Here is an 18,316-nt window from a genome sequence, read left to right as displayed (position 1 = left end):
ACATCTATGGAAAGAAAAAGCACCACCGCGCTCTTGCTTGCCGCCATGATGGTAGGTGGAGGACTGGCCTACGCGTCGGCAGGGCAGAGGGCGTTTGCGCACAACTTCTCCGGCGACGAAAGCGCCGCGTTTCTTGCGAACATGGACACATTAAAGATTCATCTCATGCTGGTAGGCGGGAATTATATGGGCAACCACGAGCTTGCCAGAGAGCACGCCGAGCATGCGGCAGGACACCTGAGCGCAGATACCATCAAGGAAATATCTGAAAAGAACCAGAGGCTTGGAACGGACCTCCCGGCGGCGCTGGAAAAGCTAAAGACTTCTGTTGAAGGCAACAGCCCTAGGTCTGAAATCGTCCAGCAGATAAGAGACATCAACGGCCTGCTTGGCGAGACCGTCACCGTCAGGATTGACAGCGGCCAGCTGACCAACTCGACGGTAAGGGCTCTTGTATTTGCAAACCTGGTGGACGGAATTCTGGAATCCTACCAGGGTGCCTACGGAATGGCAGAAGGAGGAAGTCATGATCACTCTGGCAGCAGCATGAACATGACTGGCAGCACGGAAGAGGCGCACGACAAGATTGTCAACATGCCAGCATACCAGTCGGCCAAGTGGCTCACGCTAAAGGCATCGAGCCTGTACTACAAGCTCAACGCAGGCGCGCCGGATGGCTCGGCCGACTCGATGGCCGCGCTCAGGTCCGGCCTCAACGAGCTAAAGAGTGCAGTCGACAGCCGGGCGTCCCTTGAAAGCGTGACCGTGATCGTGCACGGCAAGGTCCACGAGAACCTTGCAAAGGCGTTTGACCTCCCGCTGGACGGCCACGCAGCAGAGAGCCACGATGACGATGAGGAGTCGTCAATGGACATGTCTGGCAACATGACAGGTAACAACATGACTCAGTAGGAGAGATGCACGGCTCCTACTCTCTTCCTCCTTTTTCTTTCTGTACTTTTACAAATCTTTATTTTGCCTTGATGCGCCCTTTTGCCTGTGAAGCGTTACCTTGCGCCCCTCTTGCTGGCGACGCTGGTTTTTAGCTCCACACTGGGCGCGTACGGCCACGGCCTTGGCACAGACCAGTCGCTTCCCACGACGATAGGCGGGAGGCAGGTGGCTGTTGAGGCATCCATTTCCCCGACTTTTATCGAAAGCGTAGGCAAGTCTCCGCCTACCCTTACGATAAGGACGCTTGACCCTAGAAACAACTCTACCATCGCCGGCGGCATCGACTACCGCGTGGTGGTGGAAAAGGGCAACAACACTCTCCTTGACCAAGAGTTCCGCTCGTCAGACGGCATCGTTCTTGCAAAGCTCGTGCCCGACGCAAATGCGGACGCGGCACAGGTAAACGACCAGGCAAGCCCCGGCAGGGTAAACGTCAGCAAGGACGCGCCCGTGGAAATAAGAAGCAGGATAATGTCCGACGGCGGGCTGTACAAGGTGTCAGTCACGCTGCAAACCTCCAGCACCGGCCTGCAGGTCGAATCGGACCGCACGTTTGACCTGTTCGTCAGCGTCTCAAAGACGCAGGACTTTAGCGTCCAGACCGCGGAGGGCGACCAAAAGATGTCGGTCATGACCTACTATGCCGACGTTTCAAACCTGGAATACGACAGGGACACAAACTCGATCTCTTTTTCGATGCCGTTTGACTGGGCGTCTTCCTACGTCTCGCAGGTGCCGCTGGTGCACATGGAAGTCATGTTTCCAAAGGCCATAAAGGAGCTGCAGGTAAACGGCTACCGCGGCTCTGTCGACGGCAAGGAGCTCCCTCCGGATGCGGTGCTCATTGACGACTATTCGTACGAGGGCCTGCGCGTGGTCCACTTTGTGCTCAACAACGACAGGCTGACTGGCGTAAAGGGGTCGGGCAACACGATGGACTTTGTGCTTGCGCCGGCAGACAAGCCCAAGTTCCCGCTTGACCTGCTCTCCACAACAGAAAAGTACGTGTGGGAGATGTCGTGGGGGCCGGAGGTGATAGAGTCCGGCTCGCCGACGACGTTTGTCATGAACGTTCAGGACAACAGCGTGGGCGACCTCGTCAGGAACGCTTCATTTGACTTTGTGATAACAAAGGACGGCCGGGAGGTCTACCGCAAGCACCTTGCGTCCGGTCAGGGCACGTTCTCGGAACAGTACACGTTTCTGGAGCCGGGCAACTATCGCGTGGCCGCGCAAAAGATAAACGGCGAAAACGAGTCGGCCCAGATAGACGTGGTGGTGCTGCAGGGAAGCGGCAACAGCAACAATAATGCCACCACACCAACACAACAGCAGCAGCCTTCCGGGTGCCTCATCGCCACAGCAGCGTTTGGCTCTGAACTGACGCCGCAGGTGCAATTCCTCCGCGGTTTTAGGGACAACTATGTGCTAAAATCGATGTCCGGCTCGGCGTTCATGAGCATATTTAACGCGGTCTATTACTCGTTCAGCCCGCAGGTGGCAGATTACGAGCGAGAGCAGCCGTGGCTGCAGGCCACAGTCAAGGCCGCGCTGTACCCGCTCTTTGGGATATTGCTTGCGTCAGAGCAGGCGTTTTCAAGCGCGGGCGGAGGGGAAGGCGGAACTATTCTTGCCGGCGCAGTCGCAAGCACGCTCATAGGCGCTGTCTATGTTTCGCCGTTGGCAGCCGGCGCGGCAATAGCGGCAAGGAAAAAGGTCAACTCGAGAACTGTCGCAATTGCCGCGATAGTTGCGGCCGGCGCGCTGGTCGCGACGCTTGTTGCAATTGCCGCAGGCTCTGTGCAGGTGCTGTCAATAACGACGCCTGCGTTCGTGATCGCCCTGGCTGCCGCAGCGGCTCTTGCCGTTGTCCGGCTTGTGCAAAGAAAAAAGGCGTCTAGGTGACAATGCTTGCAAGGCGGTTCTTTTTCCTTGCAACCTTGACTTCGCGGGCAATTCTTCTGCCCATGCTCATTGGCTCGTCGTAAAGCAGGCCCGAGTACGGCGAGCCGTCCACGTACAGGTTCGTCCCCGCGACTATTCTTGCAGAAAATTCGAACGTGGTGAACTTGCCCTCGCTGTCGTACACGCCTTCAAGGCAGAACGGCCCCGGCATGCCCGGTTTTACCAGCCGCTCGGCGGCCCTGCAAAAGCCCTCGCCCATCCTGTACACCTCGTCAAGCAGCGACTCTCGCAGTACGAGTGGTATGTTGCCGACGACCGTGTACGAAGGCTCGCCTCCTGCCCCCAGCTGCTGCCTGGCCGGTATCCTTCCGATGCCGTCAATGTCAGACTCGTAGCGCCTGTCGACGCCCAAAAGCTCCAGTGATTTTGTCACTGGCGAGTAAAAGTACTGCAGGTACGCAGGCACCCCTCTTATGAATTCCTGGATGTAAAGGTCCTGCTCACCCCTTATCATGCCCTGCTGCACGAGCCTCTTTGCGCCTTCCTCAAAGCTCTCGCGGTTCCATGCAAGGTAGTAGCCCTTGCCGCCGGCGGCGCCGTGCAGCTTCACAATGCAGAGGCCGTCGATGTCGTCCTTGGATTTTATGGGCCTTGGGGTACGCAGGCCGGCCTCTTCCATCAGTTTCTGCTTCATCTCCCTGTCGGCCTCCCAGCGCAGTATCCACTTGTTGCCAAAGATCGGGGTCTCGATTTTTTCAATCTCGTCGCTTGACATCTGCGATATGAGCGTGCCGTGCGGGACGATGATCGCGTTCTTTTTCTTCAGTATTGTCTTGCACCTGTCGCCGGCCACCTCTGAAAACTTGTCCACTATTATCATGTCGTCGATAAAGCCAAACCTCTCGTAAAGGCCGACGCGCTTTTTCTCGCACACGAGGAGCGTGCGAAAGCCCTCGTCCTTTGCGCCCTTTAGCACCTGCAGCGCGCAGTGCGAGCCAAGAGTTGCGATGGTGATAGCAGCTTTGCCTGTAGTGGTTGCCAAGACGGTGTGGTTGTACCGGATGGGAGGTTAAAATCCTTCTTACCAACCACTCTTGCCAAAGAAGGCGGAAGGAAGAGGGGGTCAGGCGCGCCGCCTGCGCTCCATCGCAAGTATAGCCATGGCAAGGCCGATGAACGCCAGCTGCAGTATTTCTGTGGCTGCGCCCATTGCGTTTATCGGTCCTGCCCTTCCCGTGATCGGGTTTTCCGGCATCCTCGTGATAAAGTATATCGCCACCAGGACTGCCGTCCCGGCGATGCCTACCGCGTACCACGGCACGCCCCACTTCTTGATCATCGGCACTACCCAGAATAGCTGGGCTATTCCGGCGACGATAAAGAACACGCCTGTGTTTGCGTTAAAGCCAAGCGTGCCCGGACCCATGTAAAGGTGCAGAATCCCTGCGATCGCAGTCGCGCCGGCCGCGGCGTAGTACAGCCACCTTGAGGTGGCCGTCGTCGTTGCCGCCCGCGTATTGTTCCTAGTAGGCAAAGTCGAGACGGTGCTCCGAACCGCTTTCGACTACGAACCCGTTGACTACTCTACTTGACCCGTCGGGGTACGCCGCTATTATGACATAGTTGCCTGGGGGCAGGTCCAAAAAGTACTGGCCATTGATGGACACAAACGCGTTTGCGTGATACGCTGTGTTCTGCTCTGCAGCTATCACGCTTGCGCCGATTGCCGGCAGACCTTCAGGGCCTCCTACAAAGCCGTGCACCACACCCGGCACCCCCGGAGGCGCGACAGTCCTGGCGCCGCCTCCCACGTTGGCGTTTGGAAGTATCCCTCCGCTTATGACAAAGCCTGCAATTATCACCGCGCCAACGATTCCTGCAGCCGTGTACGCGGCGATCCTCATGTTGCTAGTCTTCTTTTCGTGCTCTGTGTACCGGGGTACTTCCTCAGGCGGGCGCCCGCGGCCGCTTGCTGCCCCGTTTGTATCTTCAATCTCCCTGTGCTCGTGCGACGCGCCGTATGCGCCAATGCCACCCGTGTACTCGCCCGTGACTTCAAGGACGTCGTCCGAGTCAGAGATCTCTTTGAGGATCTCCAAGTTGAGTTTCTGGTTTGTCACATAATGGGTGCCGTTGTCGTATATGGCCGGGCTCATCCCAGTCTTTTCGATTATGTAACTCCTGACTTTTTCCGTGTCAAGGCCAGGCTTGGTGAAAACCTCCACCATGAATATCGGGTCCGGGTTGGACGGGTTTTCCAACTGGCGCAGGAGGAGCTCGTCTATCAGCTCGGGGTCGACCTTTGGCAGGTATTCCTTGTACTTTTTCTGCAGTTCTGCAAACTGCCCTCTTATTTCAAACTCTCCTGTTGTCATATATGTACCCGTAATATGGCAATAGTACGATGATATTCCCTCTTCAACAAGGGATTGCAACCCTTGCATGGCCTGCTTAACTTTTAACAAATCTGCTGAAAGTCTTAATTATCGCGTATGCACTCTATATCCTCGTGGACGGTTCTGACGACCCTGCCGAGGCCGCCAGCCTGTTCCTGGAGTTAGCAAGCGAGACGCGCTGCGCCATCATCGCGTCGGTGGCAAACAGGCCTGCAAAGCTGAGCACACTTGCGAGGGAGCTTGGGGTCACCGTGCAGGATGTGCACCGGAACGCCAACAGGCTGTTGGAGGCGGGAATCCTTGGAAGAAAAGACGGCGAGTTTTACCTGAGCGAGTTTGGCCGGGCGATAATGATGCAGCTGCCTTATTTCCGGTTCATGGAAAGGCACCGCAGGTTCTTTCAGGAGCGCACGCTTGCTTTTCTGCCAGACAAGTTCGTGCAGCGGATGGGCGCCCTTGAAAAGTGCAGGATGGTCGAGACCGTGACCGTCGTGATGCAGGAGCTGAAAAAGCTAGAGACGTCGGCTGCAAGGCAGCTGAAGGTGATGGTCTCGCAGGCGTGGCCGGAAGAAGGCCAGATACTCATCGACAGGGCAAGAGGAGGCGTGGAGCTGCGGACCATCATCGGGCGCAACACCGTGTTTCCGCAGAACGTGATGGAGGAAATCATACCGGCTATGGCCGAGCTTACCTCTGCAAACGCCATCGAGCAGCGGATGGTGGACAAGGTAAGCACAGCCCTCTACATCGCAGACGGGCAGGCCGCGATAATGTTCCCAAACGCCAAGGGCGAGGTGGACATGAGCGCGATGCTGGCAGGGGACAGCCCTGCATTTGTTGAATGGTGCGCAGACCTGTTTGACCACGCGTGGGCGCAGGCCGGGCCGGCAGACGTCAAGAAGGCAAAGATCGTCTAAACTTCATATTTATTGCCCCGTCTGCCTACTGTAAGCCGCATGGAAGGAGAAAAGGTGGCGCACACGGCCGAGCACGCGTTTGTCGGCGCGCTGCAAAAGATCCTTGGCCAGACGCTGCAAGTGCGAAAGGTCGAGCACAAAAAGGACGGCAGCAGCAATACAGCATTTATAGTAATCCCGCAGCTGGATATCGACACCGTGGTCAGGGCGGAGGTCATGGTGAACGCGCTCATCGAGGAAGGGCGGCAGGTGACGACGCGCACCTATCCCTCGCTTGCAGAGGCAAGAAACGCCAACCCGACGCTTCGCGCAAACGAGGAACGCATATCCGGAGGCGAGGTGCGGGTGGTGGAGATAGCCGGCCACGATGTGACGGCGTGCGTCAAGGAGCACGCCGGCAACCTGCAAGAGTGCGGGTTCTTTCTGGTCACGCGGCTGTCAAAGAGCGGCGGCGAATACGAAGTTGACTTTGCAGTCGGCAGGCATGCAAAAGAGGCGGCAGTTTCGCTTTCTGCAAAGATGATAAAGGTGTGCAGCGAGCTGGGCGCAAACCTGAACACCGTGGAAAACACTGCAAGAAAAGTCAGGCTGGAAGGCGAGTCTGCCTTCAAGAAGCTAAAGGCATTGAGCAGGGAAAAGCTGCAGTCGATAACACCTGCTGAAGAAAGCGGCAGCGTCAGGGTCTACAGCGGGGTGTTTTCCGGCCTTGCAGACGAGGCGCTGCAGGAATTTGCGGGAGAAAAGGTAGCCGAGCCCGGCGTTGTAGTGGTGATCGCCAACGCCGGCGCCGAGGGCGCGTACTTTATCCTTGCAAGGCATGAAGCGATTAATCTTGACTGCAACAAGGCCTTCCGCGAAGCGGCAGGAGCCGACGGCCGGGGAGGCGGCAAGCCGCATTTTGTAACAGGCGTTGTAAAGAAGGAAAGGGCAGGCGAGATAGTCGCCAAGATAGCGGATGCGGCCCTGCGGCAGCTAGGCTGACCTGAAGCGGCCCTTCCTGTACCTCGTGATGGCCGCTACGGCGGCAATGGCGTCAACAGACAGAAGCAGGGGAGCGGGGAATTCCGGCACGACCTGGATGCCGTACGCCGTCTGCAGGTTGGGGCCGATGGCTTCGTCGACCATTTTCTTTACGTCGCCAACCGGCGCCTTGTTCGCAATGGCTTGCTGCGGCCGGCCCCTCTTCTTCTTTTTTCTTGTTTTACGCGCGGTTGATCGATTGAATGCAGACTGGTTCATTCGTAGAATAAACCACAACGCCCTATTATTCAAAGGCTGAATTTATGCCGGTTAAATAAAATGAAAAAAGGTTTTATTTATGGAATCGCGGGTGCTGCTGGAATTGCCGTCATCATTGCCGCGCTAGTGGCGACCGTGGGCCCTATCAAAAACGTCCAAAATGCGGCAGCAACAACGATCATAATAACTCTATCGCTCTTGCCGCGGCCAAATCAAAAGTCCAAGATTCTATTCAAAAGGCAGCATACTATACCGTTGCCAACGCGACCACACCATCTACTGCAATAGACCCCAAGTCTGGCGCGGTGTATGTGGCGTTTTTCAGGGCCGAAAATGGCAGCGGCGGCAACATGTACATGCAGAGGTCAGATGACGGCGGCAAGACTTTCTCTGCGCCTGTGAGGGTGAACGACAAGGAAGGCGACGTGATCCTCAGCGCCCAGTGGAGTGCCCCTGCCTTGGCAGTGGGCCAGAACGGTGAGGTCTATGCAGTCTGGTACCACAACGAGAATCCGGACCCGGAGAAATATCCGTGGGGGATAACTTCATTGCGCTTTACACGGTCGCTTGACGGCGGCAAGACCTTCGAGCCTGCCAGAGATCCATCGCCCGACGACCCCGTGGGCGAGCGATCGTACCCGTACATGGCGGTTTCAAAGGACAACCACGTCTATATCTCGTACCTGAACCTGGATTACTCCAAGGAAGACGACGTGTCTGGCACTCCGACGGTGCTGCGCGTCGTCAGTTCTGCAGACGGCGGCAAGACCTTTGGCAAAAGCAAGATTGCTGACAAATCTGCATGCCAGTGCTGCGCAACCGTTGCCACGATGGGCCCTGACAATGAATTGTACATATCGTCGCGCTCTACCTTCCAAGGTACGGCAGAAAAAATTACCAATGAAACAAGGACAGACTACATGGGCCACCACAACGACATGGCGATAATCCGTGACATAACCGTGGAACACTCTACCGACAGCGGCATGGCGCAGAGCTTTTCCGAGCCTTCAAAAGTTGGCAACGACAGCTGGTTCATGAACGGCTGCCCTGACGCCGGCCCGGGCATGGCGTTTGACAGCAAGGGGCGCATGCACGTAGCCTGGTTCACGGGGAGCGAAACCGCGTCGCAGGGTCAGGGATTCTATTACACGCACTCTGACGACAAGGGCGCCACGTTCAGCAAGCCCGTGCCGATACACCTCCTGTCAGAGAAATGGATACCGCCGACTACCCAGTACCTTGCGGTGGACAAGAACGACAACGCCTGGATAACATTCGTGAACTCTGAAGGGCTCAAGAAAAGCCCGACCTATGACGAAGACCACTCCTACGTCGGTGACGGGAGCGTAACTCTGGCCGTGGTCGACAGGGATGGCAACATACTCCATAACGGCGCGTTTGCAAAGGGGGACATAACCAAGCACTACCCGTACACGACTGGCGCCGATGGCAAGATAGTGATTTCCTGGATAGAAGGAGACGACGTAAAATTGGCCGTCATCGACACTGCCGCCTAGAGCAGGGCCAGGAAAATGAGAATATCGTTCAGGCCGCCGATATCAAAGGGAATCGCCCTCATTGCAGTGGGCGCAGTCCTGCTCCTTGTCTTTCCAAGCCTTTTTTCAATTGGCGGAGGCGCCGCGCTTGCCCAGAGTCTGAAGCCCGCCCCCGCGTACCAGGCAACAACGCTTGACGGAAAGCAGGTGTCGCTGGAAGACTTGCGCGGACAGGTAGTCGTCCTTAACGTCTGGGCGACCTGGTGTGTCCCCTGCAGGACAGAGATGCCCGGGCTGGAGGCGCTGCAGCAGGACTTTGCCGGCTCTGATTTCAAGGTGGTTGGAGTCAGCATCGATGATGCCGGCGCCGACGACAGGATAAACAGCTTTCTAAAGTCAAAGGGGATAACCTATACCATCTGGCGTGACCCGAGCGACCGGTTTGCGTCCACCTTCCGGACAATCGGGGTCCCGGAGTCGTTCCTGATAAGCAAGGACGGCTATGTGCTGCACCAGTGGAAGGGCGCGTTTGACCCGATGTCTGAAGACACCCGATCCCGGGTGCAGGCCGCGCTGACCATGAGCAGCATCGTTGTCGGCAAAGACGGCAAGCCCGCCCCGGCAGGAGGCGCTGCTGCCGCAATCGAAGCCCCAACTGTAAGCGCCGGCGTGGCCTTTTCTGCAGGACTCTTGAGCTTTCTCTCGCCCTGCGTCCTGCCGCTCATCCCAAGCTACGCGGCATTCATCACCGGGATGAGCATGGACCAGCTGACCGGAAACGCGCGCTCTGAAAATGCTTCGTCATCCAGCCAGCAAACCCGCACTGCGCGCAACACCATAATCGCCCGCGGCGGACTCTTTGTGCTCGGGTTCTCCATAGTTTTCGTAGCACTTGGTGCCACGATATCGACTTTTGGGTTCTTTTTCGGCGATTACGCCGTCTGGATAGGCAGGATAGGGGGGATAATGCTGATGGTATTTGGCCTCCACCTCCTTGGCCTGCTGCGCATACCTGGCGTGGAGAAGGAATACCTGAAGATGCGCTTCTCCAAAAAACCGGTGGGGCACGCCGGCGCATTTCTTGTTGGGATGGGCTTTGGGGCAGGATGGACGCCGTGCATAGGCCCGATACTTGCAAGTATCCTCACACTTGCCGCTACCACAAGCTCTGTGACTCAGGGCACTGCTTTGCTTGCCATATACTCCGCCGGCCTTGCTATACCGTTCATGGTATCGACCGTAGCACTGGACAGGTTCCTCAGGGCATTTCAAAAGTTCCGCAAATGGATCCCTTGGGTCAATCGCACGAGCGGGATACTCTTGATAGCGCTTGGCATCCTGCTTGTCACGGGATCGCTTGCCCTCCTTTCAGGAACCTTTGGCGGTCTTGAAGTGGTAGTTCCCGGCACGTAAACACTCGCATATACTAGGTGGAACATTTGAAAGAAACTCTGCCAATTACAATACTAGTCAAAGACTACTGGCAGCATTAAGGAACAAATTAATGCATAGCCATATAGCATAAATTTGCTACATTCGCAGCCAATCCAAGTAATTACCTCATATTTCATAGGAAAATATGTGAGATATCCTTAAACAAGATTGTAGCGTTGAAAAATATATGTCGCAAGACAACAACGGTATCAAAATTAAAACATTACCTGCCAAGAACAGATTTTTGGCGATAACGATGGCTGGGGTGCTGGCAGCGGCATTTTCAGCCGTCTGGTTAGCAGGGACGACGGCCAGCGCACAGGAAGAAACAGGGCCAAGCACAGTCGTAAGGGATTCGGTCTTGCTAGTTGGGCCAAGAACTATTGCCGAAGGGGACTTTGTACACCTCTACGATGCCACGCCAGACCATATAATGGTAGGTCATGTAGCCCTGAAAATCCCGTGCGATGATGACTCTAATCCTTCACTGCAGGTATTGATTGGACAAGCGCCAAACCTCGCGCCAGCGAACAACGTGACGTTGATTTCAGAATTGTCGACACCCGGACAGCAATGCATGTACCACGTACACATTGAATCCCACGTCGATCCCGACAATCCGTTAATCACCGACGTTGCAGTTCAAAACATGGGTGATGAGGACGTGGAGCTGACCGGCACTAGCACGGTGTTCGTAGGCATCAATGAAATCATGCCAAATCCTGCGGGAGGAGAAAATGCTGCCGGGAACATGACTGAAGGCGGCAGCATGCAAGGTATGACGCCCTGACAGGCGAAAAACTCCCTTCTTCTCCCCTCCGCCTCATTTCTTTTTGTTGTTTTTTGGCGATACTTGCAAACCGCTCTTCTCTTGTCTGTCTCTTGGCTCGCGGCTTTCGGTTAAATTAATAACCTCTACAGTACAAACACGCCTATTTAATTTGGAAGAAGAAGGACTGCTAAAAGAAGAAGATCTGGGCCAGTGGAGGCGCACCCACTACTCAAAGGAGGTGGGTCCCGCAATGGCAGACCGGGAGGTCGTGATAATGGGCTGGGTGTCCAGCGTGCGCGACCACGGCAACATCTCATTCATCATAATCAAGGACATGCACGGCGAGGTCCAGGTGACTGCCAAGAAAAGCGAGGTGGGCGAGCAGCTGTTTGCGCTTGCCAAGGAAGTCAAGGAACACACGTCGCTTGGCGTCCGGGGAAAGGTGAGGCCGCAGGAAAAGGCTCCAAACGGTGCCGAGGTCGTGCCGGCAGAGATAAAGGCGTTCTCGGTGGCAAAAAAGGCCGCACCTTTCATGACCACGGGCAAGTCGTCGCCGGTCGGCATTGACACCAGGCTTGACCTCCGCGCAGTCGACCTGAGGAGGCAGCAGCTTGGCTCGATATTTCGCATCCGGCAGACCGTGGTAAACGCCATACGCGAGTTCCTATCGCGACAGGATTTCATCGAGGTCAGCACGCCGAAAATGATAGCGACAGCGACGGAAGGCGGGGCAGCATTGTTCCCGATATTCTACTATGACCGCGAGGCTTTTCTTGCCCAGAGCCCTCAGCTCTACAAGGAGCAGTTGACAATGGCCTTTGAGAGCGTCTTTGAGATAGGCCCGATATTCCGGGCAGAGCCGTCGCGGACAAACCGCCACCTCTCGGAAGCAACATCGGTGGATGTCGAGCGCGCCTTTGCCGACTATGGAGACGTCATGGCGCTCCTTGAGCGCATGATAATCCACATCATCGACTCTGTCAAGGACCGCAACAAGGCCGACCTAGAGTTCTTGGAAATCGCGATGCCCGCGCTGGAGCTGCCGTTCCCAAAATACTCGTACTCTGACCTCATCGACAAGCTGCAGGAGGCCGGCGAGCGCATCCCGTGGGGCGACGACATCTCGCCCCAGGTGATGAAGAGCCTGCAGGACGAGCGCCTCAACGGGTTCTACTTTATCGTCGACTGGCCGACATCGACAAAGCCATTCTACGTCAAGCCAAAGGCTGACGATCCAAAGGTGTGCGAGTCGTTTGACCTGATGTACGGACCGCTTGAAATGTCGTCTGGAAGCACGAGAATCAACCGCAAGGACCAGCTGATAGAAAGAATGCAAAAGCAGGGGCTAAAGCCGGACGCCTTTGACTACCACCTGCGCGTCTTTGACTTTGGAGTCCCGCCCCACGCCGGCTTTGGCATGGGCCTTGAGAGGCTGCTGATGGCACTGGCAAAAATAGAGAACATACGCGACGCGACGTTCTACCCGCGCGACATTGACAGGCTGGCGCCCTAAAGATGGTGGTGACAAAGGAAGAGGTAAGGCATCTTGGCTGGCTCTCCAGGATCGAGCTGTCAGACGAGGAGCTTGCCAAGTACACGTCCCAGATAGAGCAGATAATCGCGTACCTGGACAAGCTGGACACCATACCGCTTGAAAAAGCCGAGGTCATAAAGTCAAAGAAAAAATTCTCTGAATTGCGCGACGATGTGGAGCGCGCGTTTGGCGCCGACACGCTTGGAACGAAATACCGCAAGGACGGCTTTGTAAAGGGCCCGAGGATGGTTTGAGGAAAAAATGCTCTATAGGCTCGACGCGTCGCAGGTCGCAAATGGCGTGAAAAACCGCGAGTTTTCAGCCGAGGAGTACATCCATCAGGTGCTTGAGCGCATAGAGGTTGTCGAGCCAAAGATAAACGCGCTTGTCACTGTGAACAACAAGGGCGCAATAGAGCAGGCGCGCGCCCTTGACAAAAAGATCCGCGATGGAAAAGCCGCCGGCCCGCTTTCCGGCGTCGCGATAAGTGTCAAGGACAACATTTCTACAAAAGGCATCAGGACGACGTGCGCCTCAAAGATGCTTGACAGTTACGTGCCGCCGTACGACGCGACCGTTGTCAAGCGGTTGCAGGACGCCGGCGCGATTATCATCGGCAAGGCAAACCTCGACGAGTTTGCAATGGGCTCCACCACAGAGTTCAGCAGGAACGGGCCGACGCGAAACCCCTGGGACATCAGCCGTGTGCCGGGGGGATCGTCGGGCGGGAGCGCGGCAAGCGTCGCGGCGATGGAATGCGCGATATCGCTTGGCTCTGACACCGGAGGCTCGGTGAGGTGCCCGGCAAGCTTTTGCTCTGTGGTCGGGCTAAAGCCGACGTACGGCCTTGTCAGCAGGTACGGCCTGATATCATACGCAAACAGCCTGGAGCAGGTCGGGCCGGCGGGAAGGACCGTCGCAGACGTTGCGGCAGCGCTCAACGCTATAGTGGGTCAGGATGAAAACGATCACACTACGGCGCCCGGCAAGCCGTCGTACCTTGTCAGCAAGATGCCGCTGCGCGTCGGCCTCGTCAAGGAGTTCATCGAGGGCGCAGACCCGGAGGTGTCAAGGATAATCTATCGAGCCTATGACACTCTTGAAAAAGAAGGCTGCCGCTGCGCCGAGGTCTCGATGCCATCGGCGCAATACGCGCTGGCGTCGTACTACACGATAGCGATGGCCGAGGCGTCAAGCAACCTTGCACGCTACGACAACGTCCGCTACGGCTTTGACATGAGCCCGGACGGCTACGAGTGGAACTCGTATTTCGCAAAGGGCAGAAGCAACTTTGGCGAGGAGGTCAAGCGCAGGATAATCACCGGCTCGTATGTGCTCTCGTCCGGCTATTACGGCAAGTATTACCTAAAGGCGCAGCAGGTGCGCTCGCTTTTGAGGCGCGAGCTGAAATCCCTGTTCAGGCAGTTTGATGTTCTGATTGGGCCGACGATGCCGATCCTGCCGTTTCCAATAGGCGAAAAGGTCGACGACCCGCTAAAGATGTACCTAGTTGACGTTGATACTGTTGTGGCAAACCTCGCAGGCATCCCGGCGATTTCGGTGCCGGCCGGCTTTTCCGGCGATAACCTGCCGGTGGGCCTGCAGATCATGGCTGACGAGTTTTCCGAGCAGGTGATGCTTGATGCCGCCTACACGTTTGAAAGCGCTGCCAAGGTGCAAAGGAGCCCTGACCTGTAACATGATGGAATACAAGATAGGCCTTGAAATCCACTGCCAGCTCACCGGCGCAAGGAGCAAGTTGTTCTGCCCGTGCAGCTGCGACTATCGCGGTAAAGAGCCAAACGCCAACATCTGCCCGACCTGCACCGGCCTGCCCGGCACCTTGCCCCTCTTGAACAAAAAGGCAGTTGAATTTGCCGGCATGATATCGCTTGCGCTTGGCTGCAAGGTGCCTGAGGAGATAATGTTCTACCGCAAGAACTACTTTTACCCCGACCTCCCAAAGAATTTCCAGCTCACACAGTACAACGCCTACGGCATTACAAGTATAGGCGTAGACGGCAAGCTGGATTATGGAAATGGAAAATCGGTGCGCATGCGCCGCGTGCAACTGGAAGAGGATCCCGGCAGGCTGGTCTACGAAGGTGGCAGCATGGAAAAGAGCACCTACACTCTTGTCGACTACAACCGTGCCGGCGTACCACTTGTAGAGATAGTGACAGAGCCGGACTTTTCGGACCCAAAAGATGTAAGAGAATTCCTGAACAAGATAACGTCGATAATAGAACACCTTGGCGTCTGCGACACGAGGCTTGAAGGGTCGGTGCGCTGCGACGCAAACGTTTCAGTCGCCGGCGGCCACCGTGTCGAGATAAAGAACGTCGGGTCGTTTTCCGAGGTGGAAAAGGCGCTCCGCTACGAGATGGCAAGGCAAAAGACGATGGTGTCCCGTGACATCGAGGTGAAGGCAGAAACGCGGCACTGGGATGACGCGCGCAAGGTGACAAAAGAGTCTAGGTCAAAGGAAGAAGAACAAGATTACCGCTACTTCCCAGAGCCGGACATACCTTCCATAGAGCTGGGCGCAGGATTCATTTCGTCGCTTGAAAAGTCGATGCCCGAGCTTCCGGACGCGCGCAAGGCAAGGTTCGTCTCGTCGCTTGGCTTGACCCCGCACGTCGCGCAGGTGCTAATACACAACAAGGAGCTTGCCGACTTTTTCGAGTCGGCCATCAAGATCTACGACTCGCCAAAAGAGATTGCAAACTGGATAGTGACGGACCTCATGGGCTTTGTAGACGAAAAGGCCAAGGAGGAGCAGCATGCGATGCTCGCCGGCCTGAAGGTGGGTCCCGAGCACATTGCCGACCTTGCTAAACTGGTAGAGCAGAACACGATAAACCGCGCGACTGCAAAGCAAATCCTGGGCCAGGTGATAAAGACCGGCGAGATGCCCTCACAGGTGGCAAAAAAGACTCAGGCGTCCAAGATAGACGACGCCGGCGCGCTTGCCCAGGCTATAGACGCCGTGTTTTCTGCAGAAGCGGCGGCAGTTGCAGACGCAAAAAAGAACCCTGCGGCAGCAAACTTTTTGCTTGGAAAGGTGATGCAGCATACAAGGGGCCGCGCAGACCCGAAAACCGCACTTGAACTCATACAGAAAAAATTAAGGGAATAGGGCAGACAATCGACCGGATATTTCCTTTATCTTTTCCTTGTGCGGCTCTATCCTTGACTTGTCCGACTTGACTAGATCTTCAAAATAAGAGACATAGCCGCTTATCTCCTTCAGCATGTCCTCGACGGTCCTTGGCTGGCCTGCGTGGAACCCGTAGGGCCATCCCATGTCTTCCTTTGTCTTCTGTGTTAGCTCGTACTTGCCATCCTCCCTCTTTTTGATGAACCCTTCCTGTACCAGGCTTTCGAGCAGGGGGTAGACCGACCCCGGTGAGGGCCTCCACCAGCCCTTGGTCATCATCTCCATCTCGTCCATTATCTCTGCGCCATTTCTAGGCGAGCGCTCCAAAAGAGTGAGCACCCACATCCTCAATCCGCGTCTTTTTCTCATTTCACCAAACGCCCACATTCCCATATCGAATTATCGATATCGATTACTCGATACGAAAATATATGCCTTTCTCACCCGAACTTTGCCGGGTCACTGTCAAACTTGGACTTGCAGTGCGGGCAGCAAAAGTAGATCGTCTGGCCGCCCTTTCTGGACCTGAATTTCGAGTCTTCGCTCACTTCCATTCCGCAAACAGGATCTTTTGGCAGCTCTCTTTCTGGTATGTACCTGTGGACGATGGATATTTAACAATCGCACTTTACAATTGTGTCAAGCCTTGAAACCGCGGGTCATCTCGTGGCACGCCTGACTGTGCTTTATCGCTTCCTTGCGCTCGGCAGGCTTGTCCATGTCAAAGATGCGGTTGCATGTGTAGCAGCGTACAAGCATCATCTCTCTATTTTTCCATGCACGCCGGCAGCTTGCCCTGATGTTTTTCTTTATAGTCTTGCAGCAACTGCTCTGCCACCGACGCATGAGACTGTGTCAGCATGTAGTGGAACCTCTTGGCCTTGCTTGCGCACGGGTCTGCAAGCAGCTCGTACAGGGATTTCCTGACGTTGTCGCTTCCGCCGATGCGCATCACCTTCATGCTTGCGTGCATCAGGTACACGCCTGCAGCCTCTGGGACAGAGTCGACATGCGCCCTGTCAAAGTCGAGCCACTCTGACCACTGCTGTTGCTGCTCTTCGCTCATTTCTCCTTCTCCAGATCAAGCGAAAGCGAGTTGATGCAGTATCGCAGGCCCGTGGGGTTTGGACCGTCGTCAAACACGTGGCCAAGGTGCGCGCCGCACTTGCCGCACATGACTTCTGTCCTCACCATGCCATAGCTGGTATCGACTTCTTCTTTCACGTTTGCGTCCTTGACGGGCTTGTAAAAGCTGGGCCAGCCGGTGCCTGAATCAAATTTTGTGTCGGAACTGAAAAGTTCTGCTCCGCACGCGGCGCAGCGGTACGTGCCCTCGTCGTGGCAGTTCAAGTACTTGCCAGTGAACGGGGCCTCGGTGCCCTTGTTCCAGCACACTTCCCTCTGCTCCTGAGAAAGATGGTTGAAATTATTATTATTGTTGTTATCATCGTTGTCGGCTGGCTTTTTGTTGCCCATGCCGGTTATCCGCAGGACCTGCGTATTAGCTCTTCTTTTCTTCTCCTCTTCCCTTTTCCGCGGACTTGGCTGCCGCGTTCTTTACGTTCTCAAGGTACGCCTCTGTCAGCGCAAGGTTGCCAAAGCCAATCGAGTTGAGAGACTCTGAGGGCACCATCACTATCGTGTTGCCCTGCACCTTTATCGACTCGTACAGCATGTTGGACTGCCTGAGCGCGTACGCGACCGGGTTGTCGGTGTACACCCTGGCTGCCTCCTCAAACTGCTTTGCAACAAGGACCTCCGACTCGCCATACGTCACCCTTGCATTCTTTTCACGCTCGGCCTGCGCCTGCATCGACATGGCGTCTTCTAGTTCTTTTGGTATGGCGACCTGGCGGATCTCTACCCCTCTCACTTCGATTCCCCAGCTTCTCGATTCTTCTGCAATGACTTCCTTGATGTGCTTGTTGACGTCCTCCCTCTTGGAGAGTATGTCCTGGAACTGCGACGCGCCGATGTTGTTGCGGAGAGTAGTCTGGGAGACCTGCTGGATCATGTCGTTAAAGTTCTCGACGTTCAGTATCGCGTCTCTTGCCCTGTCCTCTATTATCCTGTACCTGAGGATCGCGTCTATGGTGACCGGCACGTTGTCCTTTGTCAGCATCCTCTCTGCCGTGAACTCACGCACCTTTTCGCGTATGTCGATAACCAGCACATTGTCCACGAACGGGATCCTGGTCTGCACGCCTGGCCCGACCTGCTTGTGGAACCTGCCCAACCTCAGTATCACGGCCCTTTCGTACTGCTTGATTATCATGAGAAACGCCGAGATTATGACGGCGATTCCTATGGCTGTTACCGCATAGGCAAGTTCTACGCTTCCTACCGCGCTGGCGACTGCCAGCCCGACCACGAGAACGATGACTCCTGCGACGACGTGCGCTCCTGAACCTTTCTGGCTGACTAGCCTGTCGAAATTGAAGAATGTTCTGGTAGACATACAAGTACAATATAGTCAAACAAAGATTTAGGGATTCTATATGTAGTT

General features: G+C 55.8%; 21 protein-coding genes. 11 read left to right on the top strand and 10 right to left on the bottom strand.

What is annotated here, in order from left to right:
- Positions 1-6 precede the first annotated feature (6 nt).
- Both NVIE_RS06920 and NVIE_RS15770 read left to right on the top strand, forming a co-directional pair.
- Positions 7-912: a hypothetical protein gene (locus NVIE_RS06920; protein WP_075054625.1), complete on the top strand. Its 906-nt coding sequence runs from the start codon at positions 7-9 to the stop codon at positions 910-912.
- 87 nt (positions 913-999) lie between these two features.
- Positions 1,000-2,859: a CFI-box-CTERM domain-containing protein gene (locus tag NVIE_RS15770; RefSeq protein ID WP_174405431.1), complete on the top strand. Its 1,860-nt coding sequence runs from the start codon at positions 1,000-1,002 to the stop codon at positions 2,857-2,859.
- Here the strand turns inward: NVIE_RS15770 and NVIE_RS06910 are convergent.
- The 3 genes from NVIE_RS06910 to NVIE_RS06900 form a co-directional block, all read right to left on the bottom strand.
- Positions 2,852-3,901 carry a formate--phosphoribosylaminoimidazolecarboxamide ligase gene (locus NVIE_RS06910; protein ID WP_227717519.1) on the bottom strand — a complete coding sequence of 350 codons (1,050 nt, stop codon included), beginning with the start codon at positions 3,899-3,901 and terminating at the stop codon, positions 2,852-2,854. The genes NVIE_RS15770 and NVIE_RS06910 overlap by 8 nt on opposite strands.
- An 81-nt stretch (positions 3,902-3,982) precedes the next feature.
- Positions 3,983-4,393: a hypothetical protein gene (locus NVIE_RS06905; RefSeq protein WP_075054623.1), complete on the bottom strand. Its 411-nt coding sequence runs from the start codon at positions 4,391-4,393 to the stop codon at positions 3,983-3,985.
- Positions 4,383-5,234: a carboxypeptidase-like regulatory domain-containing protein gene (locus NVIE_RS06900; protein WP_075054622.1), complete on the bottom strand. Its 852-nt coding sequence runs from the start codon at positions 5,232-5,234 to the stop codon at positions 4,383-4,385. The genes NVIE_RS06905 and NVIE_RS06900 overlap by 11 nt, the downstream gene beginning before the upstream one ends.
- A 134-nt stretch (positions 5,235-5,368) precedes the next feature.
- Between NVIE_RS06900 and NVIE_RS06895 the strand changes: the two genes are divergently transcribed.
- Both NVIE_RS06895 and NVIE_RS06890 read left to right on the top strand, forming a co-directional pair.
- Positions 5,369-6,172, top strand: coding sequence for a helix-turn-helix transcriptional regulator (locus NVIE_RS06895; RefSeq protein ID WP_075054621.1), 804 nt, complete (start codon positions 5,369-5,371; stop codon positions 6,170-6,172).
- Between the two features lie 39 nt (positions 6,173-6,211).
- On the top strand, positions 6,212-7,153 hold the full coding sequence (locus NVIE_RS06890; protein ID WP_075054620.1) for an alanyl-tRNA editing protein: 942 nt from the start codon (positions 6,212-6,214) through the stop codon (positions 7,151-7,153).
- Here the strand turns inward: NVIE_RS06890 and NVIE_RS06885 are convergent.
- Complete coding sequence (locus NVIE_RS06885; RefSeq protein WP_075054619.1) at positions 7,145-7,411, bottom strand: hypothetical protein; 267 nt, start codon at positions 7,409-7,411, stop codon at positions 7,145-7,147. The genes NVIE_RS06890 and NVIE_RS06885 overlap by 9 nt on opposite strands.
- Before the next feature lie 311 nt (positions 7,412-7,722).
- On the opposite strand from NVIE_RS06885, the gene NVIE_RS06875 reads away from it, so the two are divergent.
- The 7 genes from NVIE_RS06875 (at position 7,723) to gatB (ending at position 15,789) form a co-directional block, all read left to right on the top strand.
- Positions 7,723-8,931, top strand: a complete 1,209-nt coding sequence (locus tag NVIE_RS06875; RefSeq protein ID WP_144239548.1) for a sialidase family protein — start codon at positions 7,723-7,725, stop codon at positions 8,929-8,931.
- 15 nt (positions 8,932-8,946) lie between these two features.
- Positions 8,947-10,323: a redoxin domain-containing protein gene (locus tag NVIE_RS14560; RefSeq protein ID WP_084790676.1), complete on the top strand. Its 1,377-nt coding sequence runs from the start codon at positions 8,947-8,949 to the stop codon at positions 10,321-10,323.
- A gap of 208 nt (positions 10,324-10,531) precedes the next feature.
- Complete coding sequence (locus tag NVIE_RS06860; protein WP_075054616.1) at positions 10,532-11,134, top strand: hypothetical protein; 603 nt, start codon at positions 10,532-10,534, stop codon at positions 11,132-11,134.
- Positions 11,135-11,285: 151 nt separating this feature from the next.
- Positions 11,286-12,629, top strand: coding sequence for an aspartate--tRNA(Asn) ligase (gene aspS / locus NVIE_RS06855; protein ID WP_227717518.1), 1,344 nt, complete (start codon positions 11,286-11,288; stop codon positions 12,627-12,629).
- A gap of 2 nt (positions 12,630-12,631) precedes the next feature.
- Complete coding sequence (gene gatC / locus NVIE_RS06850) at positions 12,632-12,904, top strand: Asp-tRNA(Asn)/Glu-tRNA(Gln) amidotransferase subunit GatC (protein ID WP_075054615.1); 273 nt, start codon at positions 12,632-12,634, stop codon at positions 12,902-12,904.
- 7 nt (positions 12,905-12,911) lie between these two features.
- On the top strand, positions 12,912-14,348 hold the full coding sequence (gene gatA, locus NVIE_RS06845) for an Asp-tRNA(Asn)/Glu-tRNA(Gln) amidotransferase subunit GatA (RefSeq protein WP_075054614.1): 1,437 nt from the start codon (positions 12,912-12,914) through the stop codon (positions 14,346-14,348).
- A gap of 1 nt (position 14,349) precedes the next feature.
- Entirely contained in the window at positions 14,350-15,789 is a 1,440-nt protein-coding gene (gene gatB, locus NVIE_RS06840) for an Asp-tRNA(Asn)/Glu-tRNA(Gln) amidotransferase subunit GatB (RefSeq protein ID WP_227717517.1), read from the top strand.
- Here gatB and NVIE_RS06835 read toward each other — a convergent pair.
- The 6 genes from NVIE_RS06835 to NVIE_RS06815 all read right to left on the bottom strand — a co-directional run bounded on the left by NVIE_RS06835 (position 15,778) and on the right by NVIE_RS06815 (position 18,268).
- A complete protein-coding gene (locus tag NVIE_RS06835; protein WP_227717516.1) occupies positions 15,778-16,179 on the bottom strand; it encodes a PadR family transcriptional regulator in 402 nt (133 codons plus the stop codon). The two genes, gatB and NVIE_RS06835, sit on opposite strands and share 12 nt — an antisense overlap.
- A 71-nt stretch (positions 16,180-16,250) precedes the next feature.
- Complete coding sequence (locus tag NVIE_RS06830) at positions 16,251-16,388, bottom strand: YHS domain-containing protein (RefSeq protein ID WP_075054613.1); 138 nt, start codon at positions 16,386-16,388, stop codon at positions 16,251-16,253.
- Positions 16,389-16,449: 61 nt separating this feature from the next.
- Positions 16,450-16,572: a hypothetical protein gene (locus NVIE_RS16075; protein WP_258914181.1), complete on the bottom strand. Its 123-nt coding sequence runs from the start codon at positions 16,570-16,572 to the stop codon at positions 16,450-16,452.
- Between the two features lie 4 nt (positions 16,573-16,576).
- The gene (locus tag NVIE_RS06825; RefSeq protein ID WP_075054612.1) at positions 16,577-16,876 is read right to left on the bottom strand and encodes a DUF7508 domain-containing protein; all 300 of its coding nucleotides are present in this window, start codon (positions 16,874-16,876) and stop codon (positions 16,577-16,579) included.
- Positions 16,873-17,286 carry a peptide-methionine (R)-S-oxide reductase MsrB gene (gene msrB, locus NVIE_RS06820; RefSeq protein WP_075054611.1) on the bottom strand — a complete coding sequence of 138 codons (414 nt, stop codon included), beginning with the start codon at positions 17,284-17,286 and terminating at the stop codon, positions 16,873-16,875. The genes NVIE_RS06825 and msrB overlap by 4 nt, the downstream gene beginning before the upstream one ends.
- A 25-nt stretch (positions 17,287-17,311) precedes the next feature.
- Positions 17,312-18,268, bottom strand: a complete 957-nt coding sequence (locus NVIE_RS06815) for an SPFH domain-containing protein (RefSeq protein WP_084790675.1) — start codon at positions 18,266-18,268, stop codon at positions 17,312-17,314.
- Between the last annotated feature and the right edge of the window lie 48 nt (positions 18,269-18,316).

Source organism: Nitrososphaera viennensis EN76, from assembly GCF_000698785.1.
GTDB lineage: Archaea > Thermoproteota > Nitrososphaeria > Nitrososphaerales > Nitrososphaeraceae > Nitrososphaera > Nitrososphaera viennensis.
The sequence above is the reverse complement of the archived record's forward strand: the minus strand, read 5'-3'. Positions and strand labels throughout refer to the sequence as shown.

Coding starts and splice junctions, on each gene's coding strand:
- NVIE_RS14560 (WP_084790676.1), top strand. CDS start 8,947: ATGAGAATATCGTTCAGGCCGCCGATATCAAAGGGAATCGCCCTCATT.
- gatA (WP_075054614.1), top strand. CDS start 12,912: ATGCTCTATAGGCTCGACGCGTCGCAGGTCGCAAATGGCGTGAAAAAC.
- NVIE_RS06825 (WP_075054612.1), bottom strand. CDS start 16,876: ATGAGCGAAGAGCAGCAACAGCAGTGGTCAGAGTGGCTCGACTTTGAC.
- NVIE_RS06920 (WP_075054625.1), top strand. CDS start 7: ATGGAAAGAAAAAGCACCACCGCGCTCTTGCTTGCCGCCATGATGGTA.
- NVIE_RS06885 (WP_075054619.1), bottom strand. CDS start 7,411: ATGAACCAGTCTGCATTCAATCGATCAACCGCGCGTAAAACAAGAAAA.
- gatC (WP_075054615.1), top strand. CDS start 12,632: ATGGTGGTGACAAAGGAAGAGGTAAGGCATCTTGGCTGGCTCTCCAGG.
- NVIE_RS06815 (WP_084790675.1), bottom strand. CDS start 18,268: ATGTCTACCAGAACATTCTTCAATTTCGACAGGCTAGTCAGCCAGAAA.
- NVIE_RS06835 (WP_227717516.1), bottom strand. CDS start 16,179: ATGAGAAAAAGACGCGGATTGAGGATGTGGGTGCTCACTCTTTTGGAG.
- gatB (WP_227717517.1), top strand. CDS start 14,350: ATGATGGAATACAAGATAGGCCTTGAAATCCACTGCCAGCTCACCGGC.
- NVIE_RS06890 (WP_075054620.1), top strand. CDS start 6,212: ATGGAAGGAGAAAAGGTGGCGCACACGGCCGAGCACGCGTTTGTCGGC.
- NVIE_RS16075 (WP_258914181.1), bottom strand. CDS start 16,572: ATGATGCTTGTACGCTGCTACACATGCAACCGCATCTTTGACATGGAC.
- msrB (WP_075054611.1), bottom strand. CDS start 17,286: ATGGGCAACAAAAAGCCAGCCGACAACGATGATAACAACAATAATAAT.
- NVIE_RS06860 (WP_075054616.1), top strand. CDS start 10,532: ATGTCGCAAGACAACAACGGTATCAAAATTAAAACATTACCTGCCAAG.
- NVIE_RS06900 (WP_075054622.1), bottom strand. CDS start 5,234: ATGACAACAGGAGAGTTTGAAATAAGAGGGCAGTTTGCAGAACTGCAG.